Origin of the sequence: Nocardia alni, assembly GCF_019038435.1 — a bacterium.
Classification (GTDB): Bacteria; Actinomycetota; Actinomycetes; order Mycobacteriales; family Mycobacteriaceae; genus Nocardia; species Nocardia alni.
The window spans coordinates 1-25,739 of record NZ_JAGPOX010000027.1; the positions used below are offsets into that span (position 1 = coordinate 1).

24 protein-coding genes are annotated in these 25,739 nt (G+C 67.7%); 14 read left to right on the forward strand and 10 right to left on the reverse strand.

Annotated elements, in window-relative coordinates; all coding sequences use genetic code 11:
• The first annotated feature begins 189 nt into the window (after positions 1-189).
• The 6 genes from JZ791_RS13105 to tuf all read left to right on the forward strand — a co-directional run bounded on the left by JZ791_RS13105 (position 190) and on the right by tuf (position 6,022).
• Positions 190-723: a DUF3558 domain-containing protein gene (locus JZ791_RS13105; protein ID WP_216894545.1), complete on the forward strand. Its 534-nt coding sequence runs from the start codon at positions 190-192 to the stop codon at positions 721-723.
• Positions 724-731: 8 nt separating this feature from the next.
• Positions 732-1,265, forward strand: a complete 534-nt coding sequence (locus tag JZ791_RS13110) for a DUF3558 domain-containing protein (protein ID WP_216894547.1) — start codon at positions 732-734, stop codon at positions 1,263-1,265.
• 308 nt (positions 1,266-1,573) lie between these two features.
• Positions 1,574-1,948, forward strand: a complete 375-nt coding sequence (gene rpsL / locus JZ791_RS13115; RefSeq protein ID WP_215916262.1) for a 30S ribosomal protein S12 — start codon at positions 1,574-1,576, stop codon at positions 1,946-1,948.
• A gap of 1 nt (position 1,949) precedes the next feature.
• Positions 1,950-2,420 carry a 30S ribosomal protein S7 gene (gene rpsG, locus JZ791_RS13120; RefSeq protein WP_215916263.1) on the forward strand — a complete coding sequence of 157 codons (471 nt, stop codon included), beginning with the start codon at positions 1,950-1,952 and terminating at the stop codon, positions 2,418-2,420.
• A gap of 189 nt (positions 2,421-2,609) precedes the next feature.
• Positions 2,610-4,715: an elongation factor G gene (gene fusA, locus JZ791_RS13125; protein ID WP_216894549.1), complete on the forward strand. Its 2,106-nt coding sequence runs from the start codon at positions 2,610-2,612 to the stop codon at positions 4,713-4,715.
• Positions 4,716-4,831: 116 nt separating this feature from the next.
• The gene (gene tuf, locus JZ791_RS13130) at positions 4,832-6,022 is read left to right on the forward strand and encodes an elongation factor Tu (protein ID WP_216894551.1); all 1,191 of its coding nucleotides are present in this window, start codon (positions 4,832-4,834) and stop codon (positions 6,020-6,022) included.
• A 77-nt stretch (positions 6,023-6,099) separates the two neighbouring features.
• Here the strand turns inward: tuf and JZ791_RS13135 are convergent, their stop codons facing one another.
• The 5 genes from JZ791_RS13135 to JZ791_RS13155 all read right to left on the reverse strand — a co-directional run bounded on the left by JZ791_RS13135 (position 6,100) and on the right by JZ791_RS13155 (position 11,284).
• Complete coding sequence (locus tag JZ791_RS13135) at positions 6,100-7,776, reverse strand: hypothetical protein (protein ID WP_216894553.1); 1,677 nt, start codon at positions 7,774-7,776, stop codon at positions 6,100-6,102.
• Between the two features lie 121 nt (positions 7,777-7,897).
• Positions 7,898-8,869 carry a hypothetical protein gene (locus tag JZ791_RS13140; RefSeq protein ID WP_216894555.1) on the reverse strand — a complete coding sequence of 324 codons (972 nt, stop codon included), beginning with the start codon at positions 8,867-8,869 and terminating at the stop codon, positions 7,898-7,900.
• A gap of 120 nt (positions 8,870-8,989) precedes the next feature.
• The gene (locus tag JZ791_RS13145; protein ID WP_216894557.1) at positions 8,990-10,210 is read right to left on the reverse strand and encodes a lipase family protein; all 1,221 of its coding nucleotides are present in this window, start codon (positions 10,208-10,210) and stop codon (positions 8,990-8,992) included.
• A gap of 97 nt (positions 10,211-10,307) precedes the next feature.
• Entirely contained in the window at positions 10,308-10,937 is a 630-nt protein-coding gene (locus tag JZ791_RS13150) for a TetR/AcrR family transcriptional regulator (protein WP_216894559.1), read from the reverse strand.
• Positions 10,937-11,284, reverse strand: coding sequence for an SPW repeat domain-containing protein (locus JZ791_RS13155; RefSeq protein ID WP_216894561.1), 348 nt, complete (start codon positions 11,282-11,284; stop codon positions 10,937-10,939). The genes JZ791_RS13150 and JZ791_RS13155 overlap by 1 nt, the downstream gene beginning before the upstream one ends.
• A 212-nt stretch (positions 11,285-11,496) precedes the next feature.
• Here JZ791_RS13155 and JZ791_RS13160 point away from each other — a divergent pair, with 212 nt between their 5' ends.
• Together JZ791_RS13160 and JZ791_RS13165 are read left to right on the forward strand one after the other, a co-directional pair.
• Entirely contained in the window at positions 11,497-12,672 is a 1,176-nt protein-coding gene (locus JZ791_RS13160) for an NAD(P)/FAD-dependent oxidoreductase (RefSeq protein ID WP_216894563.1), read from the forward strand.
• Positions 12,673-12,726: 54 nt separating this feature from the next.
• Positions 12,727-13,500 carry a glutamate racemase gene (locus tag JZ791_RS13165; protein WP_216894565.1) on the forward strand — a complete coding sequence of 258 codons (774 nt, stop codon included), beginning with the start codon at positions 12,727-12,729 and terminating at the stop codon, positions 13,498-13,500.
• 1 nt (position 13,501) lies between these two features.
• Here the strand turns inward: JZ791_RS13165 and JZ791_RS13170 are convergent, their stop codons facing one another.
• Together JZ791_RS13170 and mftR2 are read right to left on the reverse strand one after the other, a co-directional pair.
• Positions 13,502-14,584 (reverse strand): ferredoxin--NADP reductase, encoded by a 1,083-nt coding sequence (locus JZ791_RS13170; RefSeq protein WP_216894566.1) that lies wholly within the window; start codon positions 14,582-14,584, stop codon positions 13,502-13,504.
• Between the two features lie 52 nt (positions 14,585-14,636).
• On the reverse strand, positions 14,637-15,266 hold the full coding sequence (gene mftR2, locus JZ791_RS13175) for a mycofactocin system transcriptional regulator MftR2 (RefSeq protein ID WP_216894568.1): 630 nt from the start codon (positions 15,264-15,266) through the stop codon (positions 14,637-14,639).
• Between the two features lie 146 nt (positions 15,267-15,412).
• Between mftR2 and mftF the strand changes: the two genes are divergently transcribed.
• Positions 15,413-16,780 (forward strand): mycofactocin biosynthesis glycosyltransferase MftF, encoded by a 1,368-nt coding sequence (mftF, locus tag JZ791_RS13180; RefSeq protein WP_216894570.1) that lies wholly within the window; start codon positions 15,413-15,415, stop codon positions 16,778-16,780.
• A 170-nt stretch (positions 16,781-16,950) separates the two neighbouring features.
• Here the strand turns inward: mftF and JZ791_RS13185 are convergent, their stop codons facing one another.
• Positions 16,951-17,919 carry an esterase/lipase family protein gene (locus JZ791_RS13185; protein ID WP_216894572.1) on the reverse strand — a complete coding sequence of 323 codons (969 nt, stop codon included), beginning with the start codon at positions 17,917-17,919 and terminating at the stop codon, positions 16,951-16,953.
• A gap of 488 nt (positions 17,920-18,407) precedes the next feature.
• On the opposite strand from JZ791_RS13185, the gene JZ791_RS13190 reads away from it, so the two are divergent.
• The 4 genes from JZ791_RS13190 to JZ791_RS13205 all read left to right on the forward strand — a co-directional run bounded on the left by JZ791_RS13190 (position 18,408) and on the right by JZ791_RS13205 (position 22,811).
• A complete protein-coding gene (locus tag JZ791_RS13190) occupies positions 18,408-18,773 on the forward strand; it encodes a hypothetical protein (protein ID WP_216894574.1) in 366 nt (121 codons plus the stop codon).
• A gap of 92 nt (positions 18,774-18,865) precedes the next feature.
• On the forward strand, positions 18,866-19,582 hold the full coding sequence (locus tag JZ791_RS13195) for an NUDIX hydrolase (RefSeq protein ID WP_216894576.1): 717 nt from the start codon (positions 18,866-18,868) through the stop codon (positions 19,580-19,582).
• Positions 19,583-19,687: 105 nt separating this feature from the next.
• Positions 19,688-21,829 carry an ArnT family glycosyltransferase gene (locus tag JZ791_RS13200; protein ID WP_216894578.1) on the forward strand — a complete coding sequence of 714 codons (2,142 nt, stop codon included), beginning with the start codon at positions 19,688-19,690 and terminating at the stop codon, positions 21,827-21,829.
• 331 nt (positions 21,830-22,160) lie between these two features.
• Positions 22,161-22,811 carry a hypothetical protein gene (locus JZ791_RS13205; RefSeq protein ID WP_216894580.1) on the forward strand — a complete coding sequence of 217 codons (651 nt, stop codon included), beginning with the start codon at positions 22,161-22,163 and terminating at the stop codon, positions 22,809-22,811.
• 12 nt (positions 22,812-22,823) lie between these two features.
• On the opposite strand, the gene JZ791_RS13210 is transcribed toward JZ791_RS13205, so the two are convergent.
• Complete coding sequence (locus JZ791_RS13210) at positions 22,824-24,008, reverse strand: TetR/AcrR family transcriptional regulator (RefSeq protein ID WP_438804516.1); 1,185 nt, start codon at positions 24,006-24,008, stop codon at positions 22,824-22,826.
• A 507-nt stretch (positions 24,009-24,515) separates the two neighbouring features.
• Here JZ791_RS13210 and JZ791_RS13215 point away from each other — a divergent pair.
• On the forward strand, positions 24,516-24,959 hold the full coding sequence (locus JZ791_RS13215) for an SRPBCC family protein (protein WP_216894584.1): 444 nt from the start codon (positions 24,516-24,518) through the stop codon (positions 24,957-24,959).
• A gap of 137 nt (positions 24,960-25,096) precedes the next feature.
• Here JZ791_RS13215 and JZ791_RS13220 read toward each other — a convergent pair whose 3' ends face one another.
• Complete coding sequence (locus JZ791_RS13220; protein ID WP_216894586.1) at positions 25,097-25,432, reverse strand: OmpA family protein; 336 nt, start codon at positions 25,430-25,432, stop codon at positions 25,097-25,099.
• Between the last annotated feature and the right edge of the window lie 307 nt (positions 25,433-25,739).

The window sequence follows — 25,739 nt, forward strand, 5'->3', positions numbered from 1 at the left end:
GAGGTTAGCGAGTGTCTCGTGGGCGCGGAGATGTGTATAAGAGAAAGGGGTACCGCTGCGTAGGCGACGAAGGAGCAAGCAGCGGTGCCCGACCGACGCGCCCCCAGGGCGCCGAAAACCTGCCGCAGCGAAGCGGAGGCCAAAAACCCGGAGCGAAGCGGAGGCCGATAACTCAGTAGACTCCGGCCCATGCGGAGGATCACGTCGGCTATCGCGGTTGGGGCTGCTGTCGTTGGGCTGCTGACGGCGTGTGGGTCGGGGGGCGACTCGGGCAACGACACCTCCTCGATGCGGCCGCCGATGAAGGTGGCCGCGCTGGGGCCGTTCGTCGGGGAGTGCGGCAACGTCACCGATCAGGAGATCGCCACGATCGGCGGGCTCGGTCAGGTCACGCAGGTGTACAAGAACGCGGTCGGCTGCAACTGGCAGGGGCCCGGCCTGGGCAGTTCGAGCGTGACGTTCGCGTCCTATCGCGGCAGCCCACTGGGCCGGGAGAAGGCGTGGGTGACCGCGCAGGGGCGCAATCCGGAGACGGTCGACGTGGGCGGGCACCCGGGTTTCCAGGACGCCACCCCCGACGGCACGATCTGCGACTTCGCGGTGCAACTCGGCGACGATTTCTTCGAATGGTCCACCTCCTCCGGGGCTTTCGGCACGCCGAGTCCGACTCCGTGCGACAAGAATCGGAAGTTGGCCGAACTGACCGTGCAGCGGATGAAATGAGGCGAACCATGAAGGCTCGGTCGATAGCGGTCGCCACCGTGGCGCTGGCGGTCGGCCTGTCGGTCGGCGGCTGCGGCAAGACGGTCCCCGGTACCGCTCTGCCCGCGGGCGGGGGCGGGGTCAACACCAACTTCGACAAGCTGCTGCGCGAATGCGATGTCGTCAAGCAGGACCAGATCGCCAAGACGACCAGCGCGCAGGACGCGACCAGCTCGTTCAACGGAGCGGTCTGCATGTGGGTTCTGGACGGCGCGCCCAGCGGTGACGGGATGGCCACGCTCAACTGGTACGAGATGGGCTCGCTCACCAACGAGAAGGCCACGAACGACAAGCTCGGCTACAGCACCACCAATATCAATGTGCAGGGTCGCCGATCACTGGAGATTCGCCGGCCCAACGATCCGGACTCCTGCGGCGTGGAGGCTCCGGCGGCCGACACCGGGGTCATCGGGTGGTGGATCAACTATCACGCCGGCGCGCACCCCGATCCGTGCGACGCGGCCAGCAAGCTGGTCGGGCTGACCCTCGATCTGGCGCGGTGAGGCGACGGTCCGGACAGGCGTTCTCCGGGGTGTGCGGGGAGCCCTCGCACCCACCCCTTTTTGCTCCACGGTGAGTCGGCGGGTATCGTGGATCGCTGTGCCCGGAGCGTGCGGGCAAGTTGTTGTGCAGGACGTAAGCCAGCGAGAGCGGCTGAACGTTCAGACGTGCCCAGAAAAAGGGCTCTGAACTGCGCGCGACACGCCCGACCTCGGGACGCGAGTGACGCGATCCGGGCTAGTGGGTGAAGGCTCGATAACACACACATGAAGTTCCAGACACCTGGTTACTAAACGAGGAAAGCCGGTCTATGCCAACCATCAACCAGCTGGTCCGTAAGGGTCGCAACGACAAGGTCTCCAAGACCAAGACTGCGGCCCTGAAGGGGAGCCCGCAGCGTCGTGGCGTGTGCACCCGCGTGTACACCACGACCCCGAAGAAGCCGAACTCCGCGCTGCGTAAGGTCGCGCGTGTTCGCCTGACCAGCGCGGTCGAGGTCACGGCCTACATCCCGGGTGAGGGCCACAACCTGCAGGAGCACTCGATGGTGCTCGTGCGCGGCGGTCGTGTGAAGGATCTCCCCGGTGTGCGCTACAAGATCATCCGCGGTTCGCTCGACACCCAGGGCGTGAAGAACCGCAAGCAGGCTCGCAGCCGCTACGGCGCCAAGAAGGAGAAGAGCTGATATGCCACGCAAGGGCCCCGCTCCCAAGCGCCCGCTGATCAACGACCCGGTTTACGGGTCGCCGCTGGTCAGCCAGCTGGTCAACAAGATCCTGATGGATGGCAAGAAGTCCGTCGCCGAGCGCATCGTGTACGGCGCGATGGAGCAGGCGCGCGAGAAGACCGGCACCGATCCGGTCGTCACCCTCAAGCGCGCGCTCGACAACGTCAAGCCGGCCCTCGAGGTCAAGCCCCGCCGCGTCGGTGGCGCCACCTACCAGGTGCCGGTCGAGGTTCGCCCGGGTCGCGCCAACACGCTGGCGATGCGCTGGCTGGTCAGCTACTCCCGTGCTCGCCGTGAGAAGACCATGGTCGAGCGTCTGGCCAACGAGTTGCTGGATGCCAGCAACGGCCTGGGCGCCTCGGTGAAGCGCCGCGAGGACACGCACAAGATGGCCGAGTCCAACCGGGCCTTCGCGCACTACCGCTGGTGATTCATCCCCCGGACCGTCCGGTGCAGGAACGGCGCCGGGAGGGCGAGTCACAGCCGGACGCGGCACTTACCAGCCGCGTCCGGCGTTAACACAGACGAACCCCCGACACAGTCGGAATTGGCGGCAAGCCGCCGGGTCGCTCCAGTAAATCCCAACTAGCATCGACAACGCAGAGCGGGGAAGATTTCCGTGGCACAGGACGTGCTCACCGACCTCAACAAGGTCCGCAACATCGGCATCATGGCCCACATCGATGCCGGTAAGACCACGACTACCGAACGCATCCTCTTCTACACCGGCATCACCTACAAGATCGGTGAGGTCCACGACGGCGCGGCCACGATGGACTGGATGGCACAGGAGCAGGAGCGCGGCATCACGATCACGTCGGCCGCGACGACCTGCTTCTGGAATGACAACCAGATCAACATCATCGACACGCCGGGACACGTCGACTTCACGGTCGAGGTGGAGCGCTCGCTGCGCGTCCTCGACGGCGCGGTCGCGGTCTTCGACGGTAAAGAGGGCGTTGAGCCGCAGTCCGAGCAGGTCTGGCGGCAGGCCGACAAGTACGACGTCCCGCGCATCTGCTTCGTCAACAAGATGGACAAGCTGGGCGCGGACTTCTACTTCACCGTGCGCACCATCGTCGAGCGCCTCGGCGCCAAGCCGCTGGTCCTGCAGTTGCCGATCGGCGCCGAGGATACCTTCGAGGGCATCGTCGACCTGGTCGAGATGAACGCGAAGGTCTGGCGCGGCGAGACCAAGCTCGGTGAGTCGTACGAGGTTGTCGAGATCCCGGCCGATCTGAAGGAGAAGGCCGAGGAGTACCGGCAGGCCCTGCTGGAGACCGTCGCGGAGTCCGACGAGGCGCTGCTGGAGAAGTTCTTCGGCGGTGAGGAGCTCTCGATCGAGGAGATCAAGGGCGCCATCCGCAAGATGACCGTCAACTCCGAGCTCTACCCGGTGCTGTGCGGTTCGGCGTTCAAGAACAAGGGCGTGCAGCCCATGCTCGACGCCGTGATCGACTACCTGCCCAACCCGCTGGACGACGGCGGCACCGACGGCCACGTCCCGGGCAAGGAAGACGAGATCATCCACCGCGACGCCGACGTCAGCGCGCCGTTCTCGGCGCTGGCGTTCAAGGTTGCCACGCACCCGTTCTTCGGCAAGCTGACCTACGTGCGCGTGTACTCGGGCAAGGTCGACTCCGGCGCCCAGGTCATCAACTCGACCAAGGGTAAGAAGGAGCGCCTGGGCAAGCTGTTCCAGATGCACTCCAACAAGGAGAACCCGGTCACCGAGGCCCAGGCCGGCCACATCTACGCGGTCATCGGCCTGAAGGACACCACCACCGGCGATACGCTGTGCGATCCGCAGAACCAGATCGTGCTGGAGTCCATGACCTTCCCGGCCCCGGTCATCGAGGTCGCCATCGAGCCGAAGACCAAGGCCGACCAGGAGAAGCTGGGCTCCGCGATCCAGAAGTTCGCGGAGGAGGACCCCACCTTCAACGTGAAGCTGGATCAGGAGACCGGCCAGACCGTCATCGGCGGTATGGGCGAGCTCCAGCTCGATATCTACGTCGACCGCATGAAGCGCGAGTTCAAGGTCGAGGCCAATATCGGTAAGCCGCAGGTGGCCTACCGCGAGACCATCACCAAGAAGGTCGAGAAGCACGAGTACACCCATAAGAAGCAGACGGGTGGCTCCGGCCAGTTCGCGCGCGTGATCATCGCCCTCGAGCCGCTGGTCGACGGCGAGGACGGCGCGACCTACGAGTTCCAGAACAAGGTCACCGGTGGCCGCGTACCCAGGGAATACATTCCTTCGGTGGACGCCGGTATCCAGGACGCCATGCAGTACGGTGTTCTCGCTGGTTACCCGCTGGTCAACGTGAAGGCCTCGCTGCTCGACGGCGCTTACCACGAGGTCGACTCCTCGGAAATGGCGTTCAAGATCGCCGGTTCCGCGGCCTTCAAGGAAGCCGCGCGCAAGGCCGGTCCGGTGATCCTCGAGCCGATCATGGCCGTCGAGGTCACCACGCCCGAGGATTACATGGGCGAAGTGATCGGCGACCTGAACTCCCGCCGTGGCCAGATCCAGGCCATGGAGGAACGCAGTGGTGCCCGTGTCGTCAAGGCGCTGGTTCCGCTCTCGGAGATGTTCGGTTACATCGGTGACCTGCGGTCGAAGACCCAGGGCCGAGCGAACTTCTCCATGGTGTTCAACTCGTACGCGGAGGTTCCGGCCAACGTGTCGAAGGAGATCATCGCCAAGGCGACCGGCGAGTAATCGTTGCCGGGGCGGCCTCGAGAGAAGCCGCCCCAGGTCGGTCGTCGAACGACCCCCTGTAATACAAACCGCACTGCTGCAAAAAAGCACGCACTAACTAGTCCAGGAGGACAACAGTGGCGAAGGCGAAGTTCGAGCGGACGAAGCCCCACGTCAACATCGGTACGATTGGTCACGTCGACCACGGCAAGACCACTCTGACTGCCGCGATCACCAAGGTGTTGGCCGACAAGTACCCGACGCTGAACGCGGCCTTCGCGTTCGACCAGATCGACAAGGCGCCGGAGGAGAAGGCTCGTGGTATCACGATCAACATCTCCCACGTCGAGTACCAGACCGAGAAGCGCCACTACGCGCACGTCGACGCCCCCGGTCACGCCGACTACATCAAGAACATGATCACCGGCGCCGCCCAGATGGACGGTGCGATCCTGGTCGTGGCCGCCACCGACGGCCCGATGCCGCAGACCCGTGAGCACGTGCTGCTCGCCCGTCAGGTCGGCGTGCCCTACATCCTGGTCGCGCTGAACAAGTCGGACATGGTCGACGACGAGGAGATCCTCGAGCTCGTCGAGATGGAGGTCCGCGAACTGCTGGGCTCGCAGGAGTTCGACGAGGACGCGCCGGTCGTGCGCGTCTCGGGTCTGAAGGCGCTCGAGGGCGATCCGAAGTGGACCGAGTCGATCATCGAGCTGATGAACGCGGTCGACGAGTCGATCCCGGACCCGGTCCGCGAGACCGACAAGCCGTTCCTGATGCCGATCGAGGACGTCTTCACGATCACCGGTCGTGGCACCGTCGTCACCGGTCGTGTCGAGCGTGGTGTGGTCAACGTGAACGAGGAAGTCGAGATCGTCGGCATCCGCGAGAAGACCACCAAGACCACCATCACCGGCATCGAGATGTTCCGCAAGCTGCTGGACCAGGGCCAGGCCGGTGACAACGTCGGTCTGCTCGTTCGTGGCATCAAGCGCGAGGACGTGGAGCGCGGCCAGGTCGTCGTCAAGCCGGGTACGACCACCCCGCACACCGAGTTCGAGGGCCAGGCGTACATCCTGTCGAAGGACGAGGGCGGCCGCCACACCCCGTTCTTCAACAACTACCGCCCGCAGTTCTACTTCCGCACCACCGACGTGACCGGTGTCGTGACCCTCCCCGAGGGCACCGAGATGGTCATGCCGGGCGACAACACCGAGATGAGCGTCAAGCTGATCCAGCCGATCGCCATGGAAGAGGGCCTGCGCTTCGCGATCCGTGAGGGTGGCCGCACCGTCGGCGCCGGTCGCGTCACGAAGATCAACAAGTAGGACCAGCTCTTACCGAAAGGGCCGCTCCCCGTTGGGGGGCGGCCTTTTTCGTGTTCGCGGAATGCCCGGCCTTCGAGTCAGGTGGGCCCGGACGCGGCTAGTAGGGCCTCGGCGAATTGGCGCATCTGGTCGGGGCCGCCGAACCAGGCGGTGACCAGGTCCACGGCGGCGGTGCGGGTGCGGCGGGCGGCCCGGATGAAGTCTTCCAGGGAGGCCTCGCCCGCCTCGGCCTTGTCCGCGACGGTTTCCAGGGTGTGGCTGGACAACAGGAGATGCATGATGAGGTGGACGTCGACGGTGGTGGGGGCGTCGTCCTGGGCGGCGCGGCGGTGGGCGGACCGGCGAGATGCGGGGGCCGCCAGGTTCGACACCGTGGGTGTCGGTTCGGTGGTGTCGGGCGGTGGTGTCTGCTCGGACGAGGCGTTCGTCTCGTGGGAGGGCGTACTCGTCTGTTCGAGCGGCGGGTCGTCGACGGGCGAGGGGGTTTCGGCTATGAGGGTTCCGCTCACCGCGAATTCGGTTGTCCTGCGGCCCGCGCGGCTGACGAATCCGCGGGGCCGACGGGGTGGCAGGCCGGGCTGTTTCTCGGATTCGGCTGTGTCGTGGGCCGTATCGGCCGCGGCGTGCGAATTGGTGGAGATCTCGAAGGTGGCCGTGCCGTGCGCATTCATGGTGTTGCGCACGTCCGCGGCGGTATCGGGCGCCGGTTCGGCTGTGCCGCTCGGTGATTGGGCTGTGCCGTTGAGGTTCGCCGCCGTGCCGGGCGTCGGTTCGGCGTCCGGTGCCGCGGGGGTTGTCAGCCCCAATCTCGCATCCCGACCTTGGGGATTACGGGTCGGCAGGGCGGTGCGCACGGGTGCGCTGAATGCGGATTCTTCCGCGGGGCGCCGTGACTCGACCTCGGGTGGGGTCGGCTCGGCGAAAGGCGGCTCCGAGTAGGCGGGCCGGGGCTGTGCCGGGGCGGCGGCCGACGCGACCTCCGGGGCGGGGTGATGTGTGAGACGGCCGGTATCGCGACGGCCGGATTCCGGTGAGGTCAGCACGGAATCGTTGAGGAAAGGGGCGGATTCGGCGGAGGGAATCGTCGAACCGTTGGTGTGGGGTGCGTATTCGGGTTTCATCGCAGCGGCCGCCGGTTCGTCGAAGGAAGATCCGGAATTCGCGGCGTGTGGCGGGAATGCGCCTGTGCGCGAGGGCAATCCGGGACTGCGCTGCGGTAGGCCGAACGAACCGTGCGGCGCGTCGCCGTTGCGGGGAGGGGCCGCCGGATCCGTGCCCGTGAGTTGTGTGGTCGTCCGGAATTCGGGTGCTGTGGTGCGCGTTGGCAAATTTGGGGCATCGTGTTGTGGGTACTCCGGCTGGGTGGTGTCGGTGGAGTAGGGGGATACGAACGCGGAAAACTCTGTGTCCGATTGCCGGGGGATGGCTACCGAATCGGATATCGGTGTGTTGAACTCGGACCTGCCGATCGCCACCGAATCGGGTGACGATATCAGCGATTCGGAATGGCCGAAAGGTAGGGCGTGGCCGTTTGCCGCCGGTGTTCCGGTGGCCCATTCGGGTGCGGGTGCGGCATCGGCCGGGGTCCAGTTCACGGGGACCTCGGGCCGTCCGAGACTTGCACGCCCCGGATCGAATCCGGTGAGCGCCCCCGAGGATTCCGACGCCGACTCCTCACGCGGATGGGTCAGGCGATAACCCTCCGGACGCGAGCGGTTGGGCTCTCCGAAATTGGCGAAGTCGGGGTCGGTCATTAGGCCATTCTTACCTCCATGGCGATGGCATGCGAGTCCGCGGGTCGCTCTCCACCCGTCGCGCGTGCCGGAATCGCCTGGTAGCTGGGAGGATACGGACCAATCCGGTCAGTGGGACTTTTCAGGCGCGCGGGCATGGTAGCCACCTACCTGATCGGGTGCGGCTCGCGGCGGCGGCCTCGATCCGGCGCGGCACCTCCCGGGGATCCTCGAGTTCGCCCCAGGTCCAGCGGATCGGAATCCAGCCCAGCGACCGCAGCCGGTCTTCGCGCAATTCCGCCGCGATCAGCGCCCGTTCGACGGCCTCGGTGCGCGGGTCGGCGCGCGCGGGATCGGTACGCGCGCCGAGGCCGCCGCGGCCGGCCGGGTCGAAGTCGGCGGCGACGCCGAGTGTGGGCAGCAGCAGGTCGACCCGGGCGACAAAAGTGTTGTCGGGACTGAGCACCTGCGCCTTCGGCTCCGGCGCCGGGAGCCCGGCCGCCGACAGCGCCACCCGCAGGCGGGATTCGGCGGTGTTCGAGCTGCGGCCGTCCAGGAAGGCGACGACCGCGGCGGCCCGGTGATATCCGGGCCGGGCCCGGGCGCGGTGGAGCTGCTCGCGCAGCCGCTCGGCCGTCGTCGCGCCCCGGTGCAGGGCCGCATCGCCGACCGCGACCGCCGCCGCGAACTGTTCGGTGCGGGCGATGTCGACGAGGGTGCGTTCCACCGTCGTGGACCGGACGCCGTCGATGACGATGATCTCGTCGGGTGCGAGTTGCCCGGCGTGCACCACCAGAACCCGGCCCACCCGTGCTCCGGTGCGACGAGGGCGGGTGAGGTGCGCGCGGTCCAGCCGTATGCCCCAGGCGGGCAGGCCGTGCCCGATCAGCGCCGAAACATGGCTCACCACAGCGGTATCGGCGACCGCGTCGAGCGTCGCGCGCAGCAGCGCCCGATGGCGCTCGGCCGGCGTGAGCGCCGCGGCGGGCACGGTGACATAGTGCCCGGTCCGGATGCGATGCCAGGTCCCGATCCGGCACAGTCTGCGCAGATCGGAATCGGAGAGTCCGGCGTCGAGGGCCGAGCGACGGGAGATCGGTTGCGGCGTGGCCATACGTCGATCATGAGCGCGCCGCACACCCCCCGACGCCGCCTCGGGATGATTGTGCATAACTCGGGGGGTGTTGGTAACTCGCCGACTTCGGGTCTGTTTCGGCCGGGGATCCTCGAGGCGTCAGGGGCAGTTCGACGGCGCCGGTTCGCCGCGGAAACGTCCCTCGAGCCAGCGGACCATACCGGGCAGCCCCAGCACCGCCGCGCTCAAATGCTCGGGCGAGGGGCTCAGCTGGGACTCCAGCCGCACCCCGGCCGCGCAGTAGCGCTGGTTGGTATGCACGATCGCGCCGACCGGGATCAGCGGATCGGTCGGCGAATGCCATTCGTACACCGGCATCGTCGGCACGCCGTCGAACAGCTCCAGGCTGTTCTCCTGGACGACGTGCAGCGCGTCGGGGCTGGAGATCAGGTCGGTACGGGCGGCGAGCTCCAGGGCGTTGTGCCCGGCCCCGGCGGCCATGATGTCGTTGGTGCATCCGTTGGCCATGGCATTGCGCACGGCGATGCCGTGGGCGTTCATATAGTTGCTGATCGGCAGTCGGTCGGGATACTCCCGCTCGAGCCCGATCGCCGCGGCCATCGCCAGGCCGAACGCCGGATGCCGGTTGCCGCCGAGGGCACGCACCATGGTCTCGAGGTTCATCGGCACGCCGCCGGCGGCCGCGCCCGCGATCTGGAGTTCGGGGGCGTACCGGGGTTGCAGCGCGGCGGCCCACGCCGTCGCCATGCCGCCGCCGGAGTAACCGGCCATGGTGACGCGGCTGTGCGCCAGCGTCAGCTCGGGCACCCGCTGGGCCGCGCGGATCCCGTCGAGGGTGATCTGGCCGCCCAGACGCGCCGCGCCGTAGGCGGATTGCGGTCCGAGATGGTCCGGTAGCGCGATGCTCCAGCCGCGCAGCAGCAGAAGATTCAGCGCGGGCGCCTCGCGCACCACGAGATTCGGATCCGAGGTGTACAGCACGCGCGAGACGGCGCACTCGGTGCCCAGGCCGTTGATGATGTGCTGATAGGACAGCAGCGGGCCGTCGGGCCGATGATTGGCCGGGGTCAGCACCGTGGTGACGGCCGCGATGGGCTGGTCGCGAGAGTTGTTGGAGCGGAACTTGACCAGCTTCACGGTCGTGCCGGGGAATATGGGCAGCGGCGGCATCGGCCGCACCGCGAGCACATCGCCGGGCCCGTGGTCGGCCAGATCCGCCGGCGCGGCATAGAACGGGTCGGGGTCGGGTCTGGGGTAGATCGGCTGCGCCGAACTCGTCGCCGCCATCACCTGCCCGAGAGCCAGGATCACCAGGACATTCAGCAGCGTCGAACCGAACGCAGGACGAATCACACCCATGACCTCCTGGAACGTACTTATTCGAAAGTCCGAGAACGTACCGATCGGCACTATTCAAGTGGGTCCGGAGCGGATGTTTTCCGGCGACACGCCGACCTCAACCCAGATGTGTCATCCCCGCGGCGACGACCTGGGAGATGTTGAGGATCTCCTCGCCGGACGGCAGGGTGAGGCCGTCCAGAGTGTGCAGCCGGTCGGTGGTGGCGATGGCGAGCATGGCCGAGACCCAGGCGCCCGCGCAGGCGCTGAGGGTGCCCGGGCGCACCGGGCCGGGCGCGCTGGCCGCCAGGACCCGTGCGGTGATGTCGAGCAGTTGGTCGCGCATGCGCCGTAACTGCTTTCGCACATCCGGGTGGGTGTCGGCCTCGCGCCACATGATCACGCGCAGGACCGAGGAATGGTGATCGCGCAGGTTCAGCGCCGCGTCGAGGGCGACCAGACTCTTGGCGGGATCGCCCGGCGAGACAACGGAATTGATGTCGTCCAGGGGGTTGGCCGGGATTCGCTCGGACATCAGGGCCGACAGGATCGAATCCTTCGTCGGGAAGTAGTAGAACACCAACCCCTTCGGCACACCGGCGGCCGCGGCGATGGCCGCGGTCGCGGTGGCGTCGAATCCATGTGTCGCGAAAAGACTTTCGGCGGCATCCAGGATGAGGGCGCGGGCGTCGCCGTCGATCCTCTTGCTCCGGCGGCGCCCCGCTCGATGGGGTTTGGGCATATGCATCAGTGAGCAGTATGCAACCGTGCGGTGACTTGTGGAAGGGCGGCGACGGCGACGACCACGGTCAGCACGCCGACGATCCAGGATGTCCACGAGGCGCCGTTGAAGGCGTGGTAGTTCATGACCCACGGGGCGATGAACAGCAGCACGCCGAACAGGCCCATCGCGTAGTCCAGGCCCGCCATCGCCGGCCGGGTCAGCTGCGCCAGGCCTGTCAGTGCGATGAGTATGCCCAGGACGATCAGTGTCCACATGGCTCGGCCGTTGTTGTCGACCCACAGCGGTGACAACGCGGCGTAGACGCCGAGGATGACGGCGACGTAGTCCTGCGTACGGGATTCATTGAACATTGTGTGCCTCCTGAAAGGGGGTGATGGTGTGTCCACTTCCCGGTATATCTCTGATTGACCGCCCGATCAATACCTTGCTCGGCACAATTCCGCGGCGAACCCGGATATGGCGGTCGTCACAGTACAAAAAATTGGAACTAGAATAAGTTGGATAGCGTGCCCTCACCTTCTGCTGCACCCGTATTCGTCCCCGCCGTGATCGGAGCGATCCGATGACCACGCACCCGATCGTGATCGTCGGCGCTGGTCTGGCCGGTCTGCGCACCGCCGAGGAGCTGCGCCGGGCCGGGTACGACGGCCCGCTCGTGCTGCTCGGCGACGAGTCGCGACTGCCCTACGACCGCCCGCCGCTGTCCAAGCAGTTCGTGCGCGGTCAGATCGACGACACCACGCTGCGGCCCGCGGAATTCTTCGCCGAGAAGGCCATCGAGCTGCGGCTGGGCGTGCGCGCGTCGGGCGTGGATACCGTCGCGCGCCGGCTGCTGCTCAGCGATGGTTCGGCCCTGGACTACGACCAGCTGATCATCGCGACGGGCCTGCGGCCCAAGCGGATTCCGGGCCTGCCCGAGGCCTCCGGGATCCATGTGCTGCGCAGCCACGACGATGCGGCGGCGTTGCGCGCGGACCTGTCCACGGCCCGTCGCGCACTGGTGGTGGGCGCCGGATTCATCGGCTGTGAGCTGGCGGCCAGCTTCCGAGCCCAGGACGTCGAGGTGGTCCTGGTGGAGCCGCAGCCGACCCCGCTGGCCGCATCCCTGGGCGAACAGGTCGGTGCGCTGGTCGGGCGCATGCACCGGGAGGAGGGTGTCGACCTGCGGTGCGGTGTGGGTCTGGACTCGCTGGTGGCCGAGGCGGGCGCCGTGACCGGCGCGCGGCTGTCCGATGGCGCCGTGGTGCAGGCCGATCTGGTGGTGATCGGCGTCGGCTCCGCCCCGGTGACGGATTGGCTCGCCGAATCCGGTATCCCGCTGGCGGATCGGCGCGAGGGCGGCGGCGTGCTCGCCGACGCGTCCGGCCGCACCTCGATCGAGAATGTCTGGGCACTGGGCGATGTCGCGGCCTGGCGGCACCCGAGCGGACGGCATCGGCGGGTCGAGCACTGGACCAACGCCGGCGAACAGGCTCAGCTGCTGGCCGCGGCGCTCCTGGGCGCCGAATCGCCCGCGCCCGGGGTCCCCTATGTGTGGAGCGACCAGTACAACGTGAAGATCCAGGTACTCGGTGCGCCCGGCGGCGCCGACGAGATCCGGATCATCGAGGATGACGGCCGCAAATTCCTCGCCCACTATCTCACCGGTGGCGTGCTCACCGCGGTTGTCGGCGCGGGCATGGTCGGCAAGGTGATGAAGATGCGCGCGGAACTAGCCGCCAACGCGGTATCTGTGTAGCGCCCGGCACCCGCGACGCAAGGCGTGTGCAGTGGGTTAATTAGAGTTGTCCGGGTGATCGTCTCGCTCATCGATTCGGGACTCGGAATGTTGCCCACAGGAGCGTGGTTGCGCAGGCTCCGGCCCGAGCTCGATCTGCTGCTGCAGATGGACCCCGACGGCGCGCCGTGGGGGCCCAAACCCGATCCGTGGCTGGTCGATCGGGTGCTGGAGGCCGCTCGGCGGGCGCTCATCCTGGGCGCGGAGGTGATTGTCATCCCGTGCAACACCGCGAGCGTCTCCGCGCTCGAGCAGGTGCGCGCCGAGGTGGGGTCCGGCGTGCCGGTGATCGGGACGGTTCCGGCGATCAAACCGGCCGCCGCGGCCTGCTCGAAGGTGGCGGTGTGGGCGACGGCCGCGACGACGGCCAGCCGCTATCAGGCCGATCTGATCGCCCGTTTCGGCGGTGACGCCGAGGTGATCGGCGTGGCCTGTCACGGCCTGGCCGAGTCCATCGACCACGGCGACCTCCCGGCCATCGAGGAGGCGATCGCCAAGGCGGCCGCGCTGACCCCGCCGGATATCGAGGGCATGGTGCTCGGCTGCACCCACTACCCGCTGGTGCTGGACGCCATCCTGGCCGCGCTCCCGCCCGGAGTGCGGATCTTCGACAGCGCCGAAGCCGTTGCGGTGCAAACGCTGCGCCGCATGGATGGCCTCGGCCGCCCCACCGCGGGGTCGGGCACGGTCACGGTCCTCAACAGCGGGCGGCCCGGCGTGCTGCCCCGCAGCGCCGCCGCCTTCGAAGCGGGACGGGTGCTGGGAGCGGCTGAGCTCTCGGTCAGCTGACTCAGAACTGGATCTTGAGATGATCCGTGACCGGCCGCGCCTGGCAGCCCAGGATGTATCCGGCCTCGATGTCCTCCGGGTCCAGGATTTCGGCGTTGCGCATGTCCACCTTGCCCTCGAGCACCGTGCAGGCGCATGACCCGCACTCGCCCTCCTGGCAGGAGTAGGGCACGTCCAGGCCCTTGCTCAGCATGATGTCGACCAGAGTCTGGCTGCGCGGCCAGTTCAGGTTGTACACCTCGCCGTCGAGTTCCACCTCGACGGTGGCGGCGTCGGCTGCCTCCTCGTCGCTCACCTCGACGGTGGCGGCGTCGGCGAACGGGTCTCCGGCAAGGGAATTGAAGACCTCTGCGTGGGTGCGGCCCCGCGGCACGCCGATCTGCGCCAGGGCGTCGTGCACGCCGTCCATGAACGGCTTGGGACCGCACATGAACGCGCGCCGGTCGGCGAACGGCTCGGCCAGGGCGGCCAGCTTCTCGACGCTCGGCAGGCCCTGCAGCGTCTCGAGCCAGTGCACGATCACCAGCCGTTGCGGATGTTTGTCGGCCAGTTCGCGCAATTCGGTGGCGAAGATCACCGATTCGGGATCGCGGTTGGCGTAGATCAGCGCGACCCGGCCGCTGCCGCTGGACAGGGCCGACTTGAGGATCGACATGACCGGCGTGATACCGCTGCCCGCGCCGAACAGCAGCAGATCCTCGTCCAGGTCCTTGGGCGTGAATACGCCCGAGGGTGGCAGCATTTCGATCTCGTCGCCCGCGCGGACGTTGTCGCACACCCAGTTCGAGGCGTAGCCGTCGACCGTGCGCTTGACGGTGACCTTGGGCTTGTCGTCGGTGTGCGGCGAGCTGGCCAGCGAATAGCAGCGCGCCACCGATCCGGTCCGCTCGCTGGGGATGCGCAGGGTCAGGAACTGTCCCGGCTGGTAGGCGAATCGCTCGCGCAGATCCGCGGGCACCTCGAAGACGAGCGAACAGGCATCGGCCGTCTCGGCGATGACCTCGGCGACGCGCAGCACCACGGATCGCGAGCCGTGCGGTACGACAGGGTCGTGTCGAGGGTCGGCGGAGTTGCCGGTGGTCATAGCGTCCTCTCGGGCCGGGTGAGCAGTGCGAACACGAAAACTAGAACGTGTTCTAATTTGATGATACGTGCCCGTCGCCCCGCCGGACAAGCTGAGCCTCGAGCCCGGAGATCAGCACATCCATGCCGAAGTCGTAGGAATACTTCCCACGCAGATCACTCATGTGTTTCACCGCACGCGCGACCGACTCGGGCAGCGGGGTGTCGGCCAATGCCCCGGCTCCTCGCGGATTCACCCGGGTGCGGCCGAACAGATAGGTGTGAATGGTGGCATAGGCGGACAACACGGTGCGATCGTCGAATCCGGCGTCGAAGAGAATTCGCATCACCGCATCGATCAGATCCAGCTGTTTGCCCAGCATCTGCTCGATGAGCACATCACCCAGGCCCGGATGTTTGCGGAGTTTATCGTCGATCTGATCGATCAGATCGCGCAGCCGCACCTGCCACGGCCCGGATTCCGGCGGCGGCGTGCGCAGGCCGGTGAGCGCCGCGGTGGCGACCAGGTCGAGCAGTTCGCGTTTATCCGCGACGTAGTAATACGGGGCCATCGGTGAGACGCCGAGTTCGCGCGACAGCCTGCGCATGGACAGCTTCTCCACACCGTCCTGGCGCACCACGCGTAGTGCGGCCTCGACGATCTCGGATTCCGAGAGCGTATTGCCGCCTCCGCTGGTTTGCATCCGCCCGACTCCCATGCCGCTTCCAGACCCCACGCCGGTGCTGTTCACCGTGCTTTCCCTCCGCAGTCTAGAGCGCGCCGCCCGGTGTATGGCCGCATGTGTGTCACTCACCGGGCGACCGCAATTGCGGGCTTAATATTCCACGAATGCGCCATGATCGACTGCCCGACGGTTTCGGAGTGCGGCTTGATCCCAGGGTGCGCACATACTCCGGTGGACGGTACCTGGTCGGCGATGCGCCGATGCGGTTGCTGCGCCTGGCGCCGGAGGCTGCCGCCCTGATCGGTGACGGCTATCTCGAGGTCACGGACCGCAAGTCCGCGGTGGTAGCCAGACGACTGCTCGACGCCGGTGTCGGCAATCCGCGACCGCGTCTGCTGCCGCGGCCGGAGGATGTGACCGTGATAGTGCCGCTGCACAACGACACCGAGGGGCTCGAGCGGCTGCTGCGCACACTGCGCGGGCACAGCGTGATCGTGGTCGATGACGGCTCGGACCGGCCGGTGCCGATTCCGCGCACCGGCGGACGCTGCCGGGTGACGGTGCTGCGGCACGAGCGCAGGCACGGCGCGGCCGCCGCCCGCAATATCGGACTGCGCGCGGCGACAACCGAATTCGTCGCCTTCGTGGACTCCGACATGGTGCCGCGGGCCGGCTGGCTCGAGGTGATGCTCGGGCACTTCAGCGACCCGGAGGTGGCGCTGGTGGCCCCGCGCATCGTCTCGCGGGAGCCGGCGGTCACGGTGCTGGGGCGCTACGAGCAGACACGCTCGTCCCTGGATTGCGGGCGGCGCGAGGCCGCGGTGGGCGCGCGCGGCGTGGTGTCCTCCGTGCCGGGCGCGGCGCTGCTGGTGCGGCGCCGTGCGCTGCTGGCCGAGGGGGGATTCGACGAGCAGACGTGCTCGGCCGCCGATGCCGGCCTGTGCCGGCGGCTCGAGCGGGCCGGCTGGCGGCTGCGCTACGAACCGGCGGCCCGGGTGGCCTGCGATCATCCGGTGTCGTTCGGGAAGTGGTTCGGGCGCAAGGTCTCCGACGGTGTCAACGACACGCCCGCGGCGCCCCGCCCGGAGCCGCCGTCGGTGCCGTTCTGGACGGTGGTAGCCATGGCGCTGCTGGGCATCGCCTCGCGCAGCAGCGTGCTGGGCGCGGCGTTGACCCTCGTCGCCGCGCTGGTGCGACTACGCCGGGTGTTCGCCGAGCTGGACAATCCGACCCGGGTGGCGGCGATCGCGCTGGCCCGCGGATTCTCCGGTGGCGTCTGGCGCATCGTGTCGGTGATGTGCCGGAACTACTGGCCCGTCACCGTCGTGGCGATGATCGCCTCGCGGCGAGTGCGGCGCCTCGCCCTGACCATGGCGGTGGCGGACGGCCTGGCCGACTGGTTCACCCATCGCGACGTGGGTGGCCTGGATCCGGTGCGCTATCTGCTGTGCAAGCGCCTCGACGACATCGCCTACGGCACCGGGCTGTGGTACGGCGTGGTGCGTGACAGGCGCGGGGCGCCGGATTTGTGATACTGCCTGGTTTGTCGGGAGATGCGGGTAGGGTGAACGCCGTATGACCGGATGTGCCGATGCCCGGTCATCAACTGCTTCGCCGGTGCCGGTCCCGGGGAAGGTCCGGCACCGGCGAGGATCCACAGGGCTTGTCAGTGCATCGCTGGTGCGTGCCGCCGCTGGTGGAGTCACGAATGCAGCTGCTGGATCACCCAGGCGATGGTGAACGGGCTCGAGCGCAGGCTGGAGTGGTCGACCGTGGGCGCGCCGGGGAACTGATCCTCGTAGACGACGTTCAGCACGCCTGGCTCGTCGAGTACCGAGCAGGTGACAGCGGGTGTGGCGATCTTGTCGTTGCGGGTGGCCAGGACCGAGTAACGCACCCCGGGCTGGGTGACCGGGCCGTTGAATACGGCCTGGTAGACCGGTGAGGTGGGGGACATCTGCATGGCGGGGGCCAGGCCGGGGAACATGATCGTCATCAGCGAGACCATGTACGGCGCCGCCTTGGCCGCCTGGACAGGGGTGAGCGGCGGATCGGTGATCCCGTACTGAGCGAGCAGTCCGGCGCCGTCGCAGTCGCGGGACTCCGGCGCCAGCAGCACCGCATCGTGTACCGACGACGCGCCGCCCAGCACCTTCAGGAAGTAGTTGGCGACGAACGTGCCCGCCGAATGTGCGACGATATCGACCTGCTCGGCCCCGGTGTGCGCCCGCACCTTCGCGACGAACTCGGCCACCTGGCGGGCCTCGCTCGGAATGTCACCGGCCCAGCGCTGATCCTTGATGATCCCGCCCTGGAACAGGAAGGCGCAGGCGCCGTCGGATCGCAGAGCGTCGAGCATCGGACTCCACTGAGCCGCGGTCTTGTCGGTGGTGCCGTCGGCCCCGGGCAGCACGATCACCGGATGCGGGCGTTGCGCGCTCGGGGTGCAGTTCAGCGGGGGTTCGATCACCGAACCGGCCGGGATGGCGGGTTGGCTGCCGCGTTCGGGTGCGGTGCCGCCCGGCCGTGCCGCCTGGTGATCGGGCACGGCGGACAGGCTGGGCGCCTGCGATACTGCCGGATTCGCGGCGGCGGGGGCGGTCGCGATCGCCACCGCGCTCGCCAGCGCGGCGACCAGCAGCCCGATTCGGGCGCTCGCCTCGGTCCTCATCTGCGGCACAGCCTTTCGATCACTCGTCGTGAGGGATCGGACCCCCGGACAGCCAGCATCTCCTCACCCCCTGAGCGTTCTCAATCGCACCAGTGTGGTCCCCTCGCTGTCAATGGCATTCGGCGTGGTGACGCAAACACGCCGTCCAGCGGGCAGGTCCGCGATCCGCGCCGCTCGGAAGCATATGGCATGCCGCATATTTGCCCAACGGTTATGAAGCTGTGACATTTCAAAAAACGCCGAGCCGCTCGCTTGCGCTGTCGATCATGGGTTCAATTGCGCGGCTCGAAGCATTCGAAAACTCGCTCACGGCCGGTCGGCGGCATATTTTGCCAGATGGTCCGATGGTTTACTTTTGAACTTCGGACGGGTGCCGGAGGAATCTTCCGGGCATGACCTCCATCGCGTCGTTTCTGTTCCGTAACCTCTGGTAGGAGCATGTTTTGTTAGTGTCGGCATACGCTGTAGGTCCAAAGTTGAAGAGGTGCATGAATTCGATTGCCGAGCCGCTCTGCGGAGGCGATGCGGAATGGTTGGTGAGGACGTTGTTAGGGAGGGTATTGCGGAATATGAGCGAGAAACAGAACCGGCGCGGTACCGAGGCGTCGAAGGTACTGGGGATCCTCATGGGACAACAGTCAGGAGATGTGCTGGTGTTTAGCGATAACGGTTCCATCGAACCGAATGCACAGGGCTATTACCTGGATCGCGACGGTGACGTCTGGGAGAAGGAGTCGCAGGGGTGGCGGCTGATTCTGCAGCGGGGCGTCGCGGTAGATCCGGTGTCGCTGTGGGATTGGAACGAGGGGTGCGTTCGCGATTACGCGCCGTTCATGCCGGTCGTGATGAATTGATCCCGCCACGGCGGTGATGATCGATCCGCATCGGTTGCGCGTACCACTGGCAACCCGACTTTATCGTCAGGCTGACGATTACAATCGCGGTCATGGCCAATGCTTTTCGTCTCAACGCAGCGGTCGCGGTCGACCTGGTAGTGCTCACTCTCGGCGCCCGCAACGCGCCGAACGACACCCTGTGCGCCCTGCTGGTGCAGCGACTATATGCACCGTACAGGGGTAGATGGGCGCTGCCGGGGGGATTCGTGCAACCCGAGGAGAGCCTGTCCGCCGCGGCCGTGCGGGAACTGCGGGAGGAGACCGGCATTCGCGCCGACAGCCTGCATCTCGAACAGCTCGCGACCTACGGCGAACCGGGTCGCGATCCGCGCGGCCGGGTGATCAGCACGGCCTATCTCGCGCTCGTGCCCAATCTGCCCGCGCCCGCCGCCGGCGCCGATGCCACCGCCGCCGCGATCTGGTCGGTCGAGCAGTTGCTGGCCGATCCGGGCCGCCTGGCCTTCGACCACCACCGAGTCCTGGCCGACGGGGTCGAGCGCGCCCGGGCCAAATTCGAATACAGCCCCCTGGCCACGGCGTTCTGTGGTCGCGAATTCACCGTCGCCGAACTGCGCAGGGTCTACGAGGTGGTCTGGGGCACCGCCATCGACCCCCGCAACTTCCATCGCAAGGTGACCAGTACCGCCGGATTCGTCGAGGCGACCGGGCGCACCAGCATCCGGGACGGCGGTCGTCCCGCGCAGCTGTACCGGGCCGGGCCGGCCGAAGTGCTGCACCCGCCGATGATGCGTCCCCAGGCGGCCTGATCGGACCACCACAGGCAGTTCCCAGCCGAAGCACAGCACCCCTGCCAGGCGACCTTTTTAATCTCGTGTCGACATCGGGGAGAATCGTGTGGAGGAAGGCGGAGCATGGTCTCGATCGGCATCTCGAAAGGCGCCGTGAACGACGTGGGAGTGGCCCGGGAGCTACCGGTCACCACGGGTGACGAGAAGCGCTGGGCCCTGCCGGGCCTGGCTGGGCTACTGGTCGCGACCGCGGTGCTGTACCTGTGGGGCCTGCGTTCGGCGGGATGGACCAACCCCTTCTACGCGGCGGCCGTGCAGTCCGGCACCAAGAGCTGGAAGGCGCTGCTGTTCGCCTCGCTCGATCCGGGTAACTCCATCACCGTGGACAAGCCGCCCGCGGATATGTGGCTGATGGCGCTCTCGGGGCGGATGTTCGGATTCAGCGCGTGGTCCATGCTGCTGCCGCAGGCGCTGCTGGGCGTGGCGACCGTCGCCCTCGTCTACGGTGCGGTGCGTCGTCTGAATGGGCCCGGCGCGGGTCTGCTCGCCGGTGCGGCCATGGCGTCGACGCCGGTGGCGGCGGTGATGTTCCGGTACGCCAATCCGGACGCGCTGATGATGTTCCTGGTGGTCGCCGCGGCGTACTGCGTGGTGCGGGCGCTGCGGGCGAATCCGGTGAGCGCGGTGCGGTGGCGATCGGCGAGCACCGGGTGGCTGGTGGTGGCCGGTGTGGCGATCGGCCTGGGGTTCCTGGCCAAGATGATGCAGGCGTTCCTGGTGCTGCCGGGCCTGGCGCTGGTGGTGCTGATCGCGATGCCGGGCGGATTCTGGTCGCGGATCGCGAAATTGGTGACCGCCGGGCTGGCGGTGCTGGTGTCCGCCGGGTGGTATGTGGCGCTGGTGCAGCTGTGGCCGGCGAACTCGCGGCCGTTCATCGGCGGGTCCACCACCAACAGCCTGTGGGAACTGGCCGTGGGCTACAACGGTCTGGGACGGATCCTGGGCAGGAAGCAGCACAGGGCGCCCACACATCCCGCGGCTCGAGCCACCGCGCACGCCGCGGCCACGCATACGCCCGCGCACTTCGGCGGCATGACCGGTGGGCAGACCGGGCTGACGCGGCTGCTGCAACCGTCGCTGGCCACCGAATTCTCCTGGCTGGTGCCCGTCGCGGTGATCGGGCTGGTGGCCGGGCTGTGGCTCACCCGGCGCGGGCCGCGCACCGAGGCCAACCGGGCCGCGCTGATCCTGTGGGGCGGCTGGCTGGTCGGCACCTGGCTGGTCCTGAGCTACATGAGCAGTTCGTTCCACACCTACTACACGATCGAGCTGGCCCCGGCGATCGCGGCGCTGGGCGCCATCGGCGCGACGCTGCTGTGGCGGCGGCGCGAGCATCTCGGGGCGCGGCTGACCCTCGGCGCGATGTCGGCGGCCACCGGGGCATGGGTGTTCTATCTGCTCGGTCAGACGCCGCACTGGCTGCCCTGGTTGCGGTGGACGCTGCTGGTGGGCGGTGTGGTCGCGGCGGCGCTGCTGGCCGCGCTGGGCGGAATCGGGGTGCGTGCGGGTTCGGGGGACGGTGGGCGCACGGCCCGCCGGGCGGCGGCCGTGATCGCCGCGGTCGCACTGGCCTTCGGCATCGCCGCACCCGCCGCCTACGCGGTGGAGACGGTGGCGGTGCCGCACAGCGGCGGCAGTCCCTACAGCGGTCCGATCCGCGTACGGGGCAATGGCGGATGGCACGGCAACGGCGAAAGCGGCGGCTCGACACCGCGGCTCGACGCCATGCTGAGCGCGGCCAGAAATCGCTGGGCCGCAGCCGCCGTCGGATCGCAGCAGGTCAGCTCGATCGAATTGCGCACGGGTGCTTCGCTGATGGCGATCGGCGGCTTCAGCGGGCGGGATCCGTCGCCGACCCTGGCGCAGTTCCAGCAGAATGTGGCCGGCGGTGATGTGCATTACTTCCTGGCTACCGCGCGGACGTCGAAGGGGCGCGACGATACCTCGGATACGGCGGCGCCCAGCGCGTCCGGCACGCATACCGGCGCGACCGGTTCGCATGCCGCCGGGACGCACGGCCGCAATGCGGATACATTGGAGCAGAAGGGCATTGGCCCTGCGCAGAATGCGGGAGGAGGGGGCGGTGGCGGATCCGACGCCAGCACCTCCGCCGGGCAGATCACCGCGTGGGTGCAGGCGCACTACGCCCCGACCACCGTCGACGGCGTACAGGTGTACGACCTGACTGTCGCACCTGGGGTGTAGGAGAAAAGACCACCGGGTATCCGGTGGGCGCGGCCGGGATCTTGCGACCGGATCCCGGCCGTCGCCAACCGCGGCTCGTTGCCTGCCTCGCGTGCCCGCGCGGCGGTCATCCGGGCGTGCTTGTCCATCGTCATCCCGGCACGCTTTCGGCCGGGATCCATCGTGTACGAGTGGATTCCCGCCGAAAACGTGCGGGAATGACGGGCTGGATATGTGGGAATGACGGTGTGGGTTGCGATGTCGGGGCTGCGATGTTGCGGGGGAGTGTCGGTGCGGGGTCGAGTTCGGTGTATTACGAGTAGTTGTCGGTTGCCGGTGGTACACCGGTGGCATGACCGAGGTTGTGACCCAGCCGCCTCAGACCCGAGGGCGGTCGGCGGAGTTCTGGGGTTATCTGATGTGGGGGCTGGCCGCGCTGGCCATTGCCGTGCCGGAGTTGGCGTCGGTGTTCGGTCTGGTCGATTGGCCGACGATCTCGAATACGACGGGGCACCTCGAGGCGGCGCACGAGTGGGTGCGGCTGATCGTGGTCTTCGTGATCGTCGTCCTCGGGTATTACGCTGTGCCGCAACTGTTCACGCACCCGACGGCGCCGCGGATCGTGGGCGGGCAGCAGACCACTCCCAACGGCCGGACCACACCCGACGCGGGGGCCGTGCCCGCCGAGGGCATGGGCGGCTATCTGGTGCTGGCCGTGGCGGGGCTGATCGTCGGGGTGGTGGCCGCGATCGTCGCGCGGCAGATACATCCGGGGACCTACATCGGCGCGTACGTGCTGTACGGGCTGATCGCGGTGCTGTGGGTGATCCTGCCGAGCGTGCTGGCCATGTTCTTCGCGCGTGATGTGCCGTTCCCCACGCTGTTTCGCACCATCGGCTACCTGGAGCGGCGCGCACATCCGCTGGCCGCGGTGATCCTGGCGCTGCTGGTGATCCTGCTTCTGCACCTGGCGTTCTATCCTTGGCCGCGATACCCGGTCTGAGTCGGTCGCCGCCTAACGCCGGGTCTCGCCGAACAGGGTGATCTCCACCAGGCTGATCACTCGATCGGAGGAGCAGATCCGTTCGTCGTCCGGGAAGATCCGCCCCAGGTCGACGGCCAGGCTGAAGGCGGCTTGGACCAGGATGCGGGCCTGCGCCTGGGAGATGTCGTCGCGCACCTGGACCAGCAGGTTCACCCATTCGGTCACGATCAGCCGCTGGATGTTGCGCAGCATGGCGCGCTCCTCGACGGGCACATGGCCGACCTCCGCGTAGTAGACGAAGGTCAGGTCGCGCTCGGCGAAACAGCCCGCGACATACATGTCGATCAGCTTCGCCAATGCCTCGGCGGGGTCGCTCGACGAGGCGGTGGCCGGTCCGATCGCACTGGCCACCCGGTCGGCGGCACGCCGGAACGCCGCGGCCAGCAGATCGCTCTTGCTGCGGTAATAGCGGTAGACCGCCGAGGCCGCCGACAGGTCGGCCGCCATCGCGATGTCCTCGACGCTGACGTTCGGATAGCCGTTCTGGTGGAACAGCTCCACCGCCTTCTTCAGCAGCAGCTCATGCTTGAACGACTGCGGGATCTCCACGGCCCTGGGCTTGCGCGCGACGGTGGTCGGTTCCGGCAGATCGGCCCGGACCAGCGCCCACGCCGCCGAATTCAGCACGGCCGTCAGCGGTTTCACCGGGAGGGTGGTGTGGTGGTCACCGATGCTGCTGATCACGCTGAGGACCGTCGCCGCGAGCATCCATCGGTCGCCCGGGGACAGGTGCGGGCGCACCTGGCCGATCAGATCCGAGACCGCGCCGACGGCGGTGTCGAACTGTCCGTCCAGCAGCGTGCGGTCGGCGTCCTCGAGGTAGCGCCGCTCCCAGCGGGTCAGTGCCACCGTCGTGCGATTGGCGATGCTGTCGGCGACGATGGCGTCGATGACTCGTCCCAGTCGCCGCTCCGGGGGCCAGTCCGCGGTCTCGTCCGGCAGGGTGACCGCGGCCTCCGCGGCCGCGCTCAGCCGTAGCAGTTCCTCCCGGAACAGCGCGTACTTACTCGGGTAGTGCCGGTACAGCGCGGCCGAGGAGATGCCGAGGCGCGAGGCGATGTCCTCCATGCTGACACCGTGATAGCCCTGTGATCCGAATGCGGCCGCCGAGGTCGCCGCGATCTGCGCCCGGCGGTTCTTGGGACGGCGACGGATCACGCGCTCCGGGGTGGCCGGCGCTGCGACGGGCGCGCTCGTCGACGCATCCTGGGCTGGGTGCGCGGTGCCGCGCTGAGCTCGACTCACTGTGTTCTGGCCCGTCTCTCGGTAACGGCGGGCACGGCGGATTGCGTCGTGCGCGCGGCTGGCGGAACGCCGGCGCGGTCGGTGCCACCGCGCGGCGGTCCTGGGTGTTCCTGGTCGCCATGGTAGCTACCAGGCGTTATGGCCTCGTTGCCTGTTACCGCCGGTATCGGTAGTCGCGACCACTCGGTTCGCGTCGGGCCTGGGTGATCACCGGGACGGCGCGCGCGGGGATCGCCTCGGCGGCCGGTCGGTGTGAGAAATCTGAAAAGCCCGCTGTCACAATGAGTTACGCCACTGCCCGCGACACGGCCCGGTATCGAAACCGCATCGATTCCGACCGGTTCCCTGGCTTGCCCCCCAATCTGCCCCGTAGGCTTCGCGGCGAGTCATCCACGTCCGACCCGAAATGGAGTCCTGATGCGCACGGTGAAGGTGGAGCGCACCATCCGGGCGCCCGCCGAGGATGTTTTCGACTGGATCACCGATGCGACGAATTATCAGCGGACCTCGCTCATTCGGCGGGTGACGCTGGTGCGGCCCGGCAACGTCGCCGAACACGGTGTGGGCGCGGTGCGTCTGCTGGTGACTCCGTTCGTGCGGGTCACCGAGGAGATCATCGAGTACGAACCGCCCCGGCTGATCCGGTACAAGCTGCTCACGTCCTATCCGGCTCTGCGCCGCCAGGACGGATGTGTGAGGTTCGATGAGGTCACGGGCGGCACCCGGGTGCGGTGGACCTCCGAATTCGAGGTCGTCGCACCGGTATTCGCCGGGATGTGGACCATGGCCATGGCGCCGATGGTCGCCGTGGGCCTTCGCCGTGTGCTGGCCACGGCCGGTCACGAGCTGCGCCGGCACTGAAGCCGACACGGAAACAGCCGACACGGAAACGCGCTGCCACTGAAACGCCGAACGGCGGCAGTGTCGACCCTGCCGCCGTTCGGTGCGTTATCACGAAATCCGATGGGTCCGCGCGGATCAGCGCGGACCCCGAGGAATCACGGAAGAATCTGCGGGATCACGTTGGGGTCGAAATAGCCGACGCCGCCGCCGATCGCCGCGCCCAGCAGGGTGGTCCACGGGTCGATGAATGATCCGGTGGCCGAGCCGATTCCGGCACCGAGAACCGCGCCGTTGGCGACCGGATCGTGGTACCTGGCGTGCGGGTTGGTGGTAATGGGCTCCAACGGAATCGTGTGCGACACCGGCTGGGCGACGGACGGCGCGGCCGAAACGGGCGCGGCGGAGGCTCCACCGGCGAATACCGCTGCCGCGGCGAGCGGGACGGCGATCACCGCAAGGGCACTGCCGGACTTCAGGGCACGACGAATCATGTGTTTCCTAACTTTCCAATCGCCGGAATAACCCGGAGATTTTTCCTTCATAAATGGGCCCCCCGTGCGCCGGTTGGCTACACGTCGGCCGTCATCCGGCCAACTTCGAGCACCGGGCCAGACATTACTGCGCATTCGCCGAATTGTCCCGTTGTAGCCGATATTTCAGCCTCGATGCGTCGAGAACCACACGGTCGCTGCCGAAACGGGTCACGGCGAACGCGCATTTCGGAATCAATCAAACAAAGTAAGACGGTCCGGCGAGTTTCGCGAGGGATCGAACTGTGCGGGCGCGGATTTCACAGTG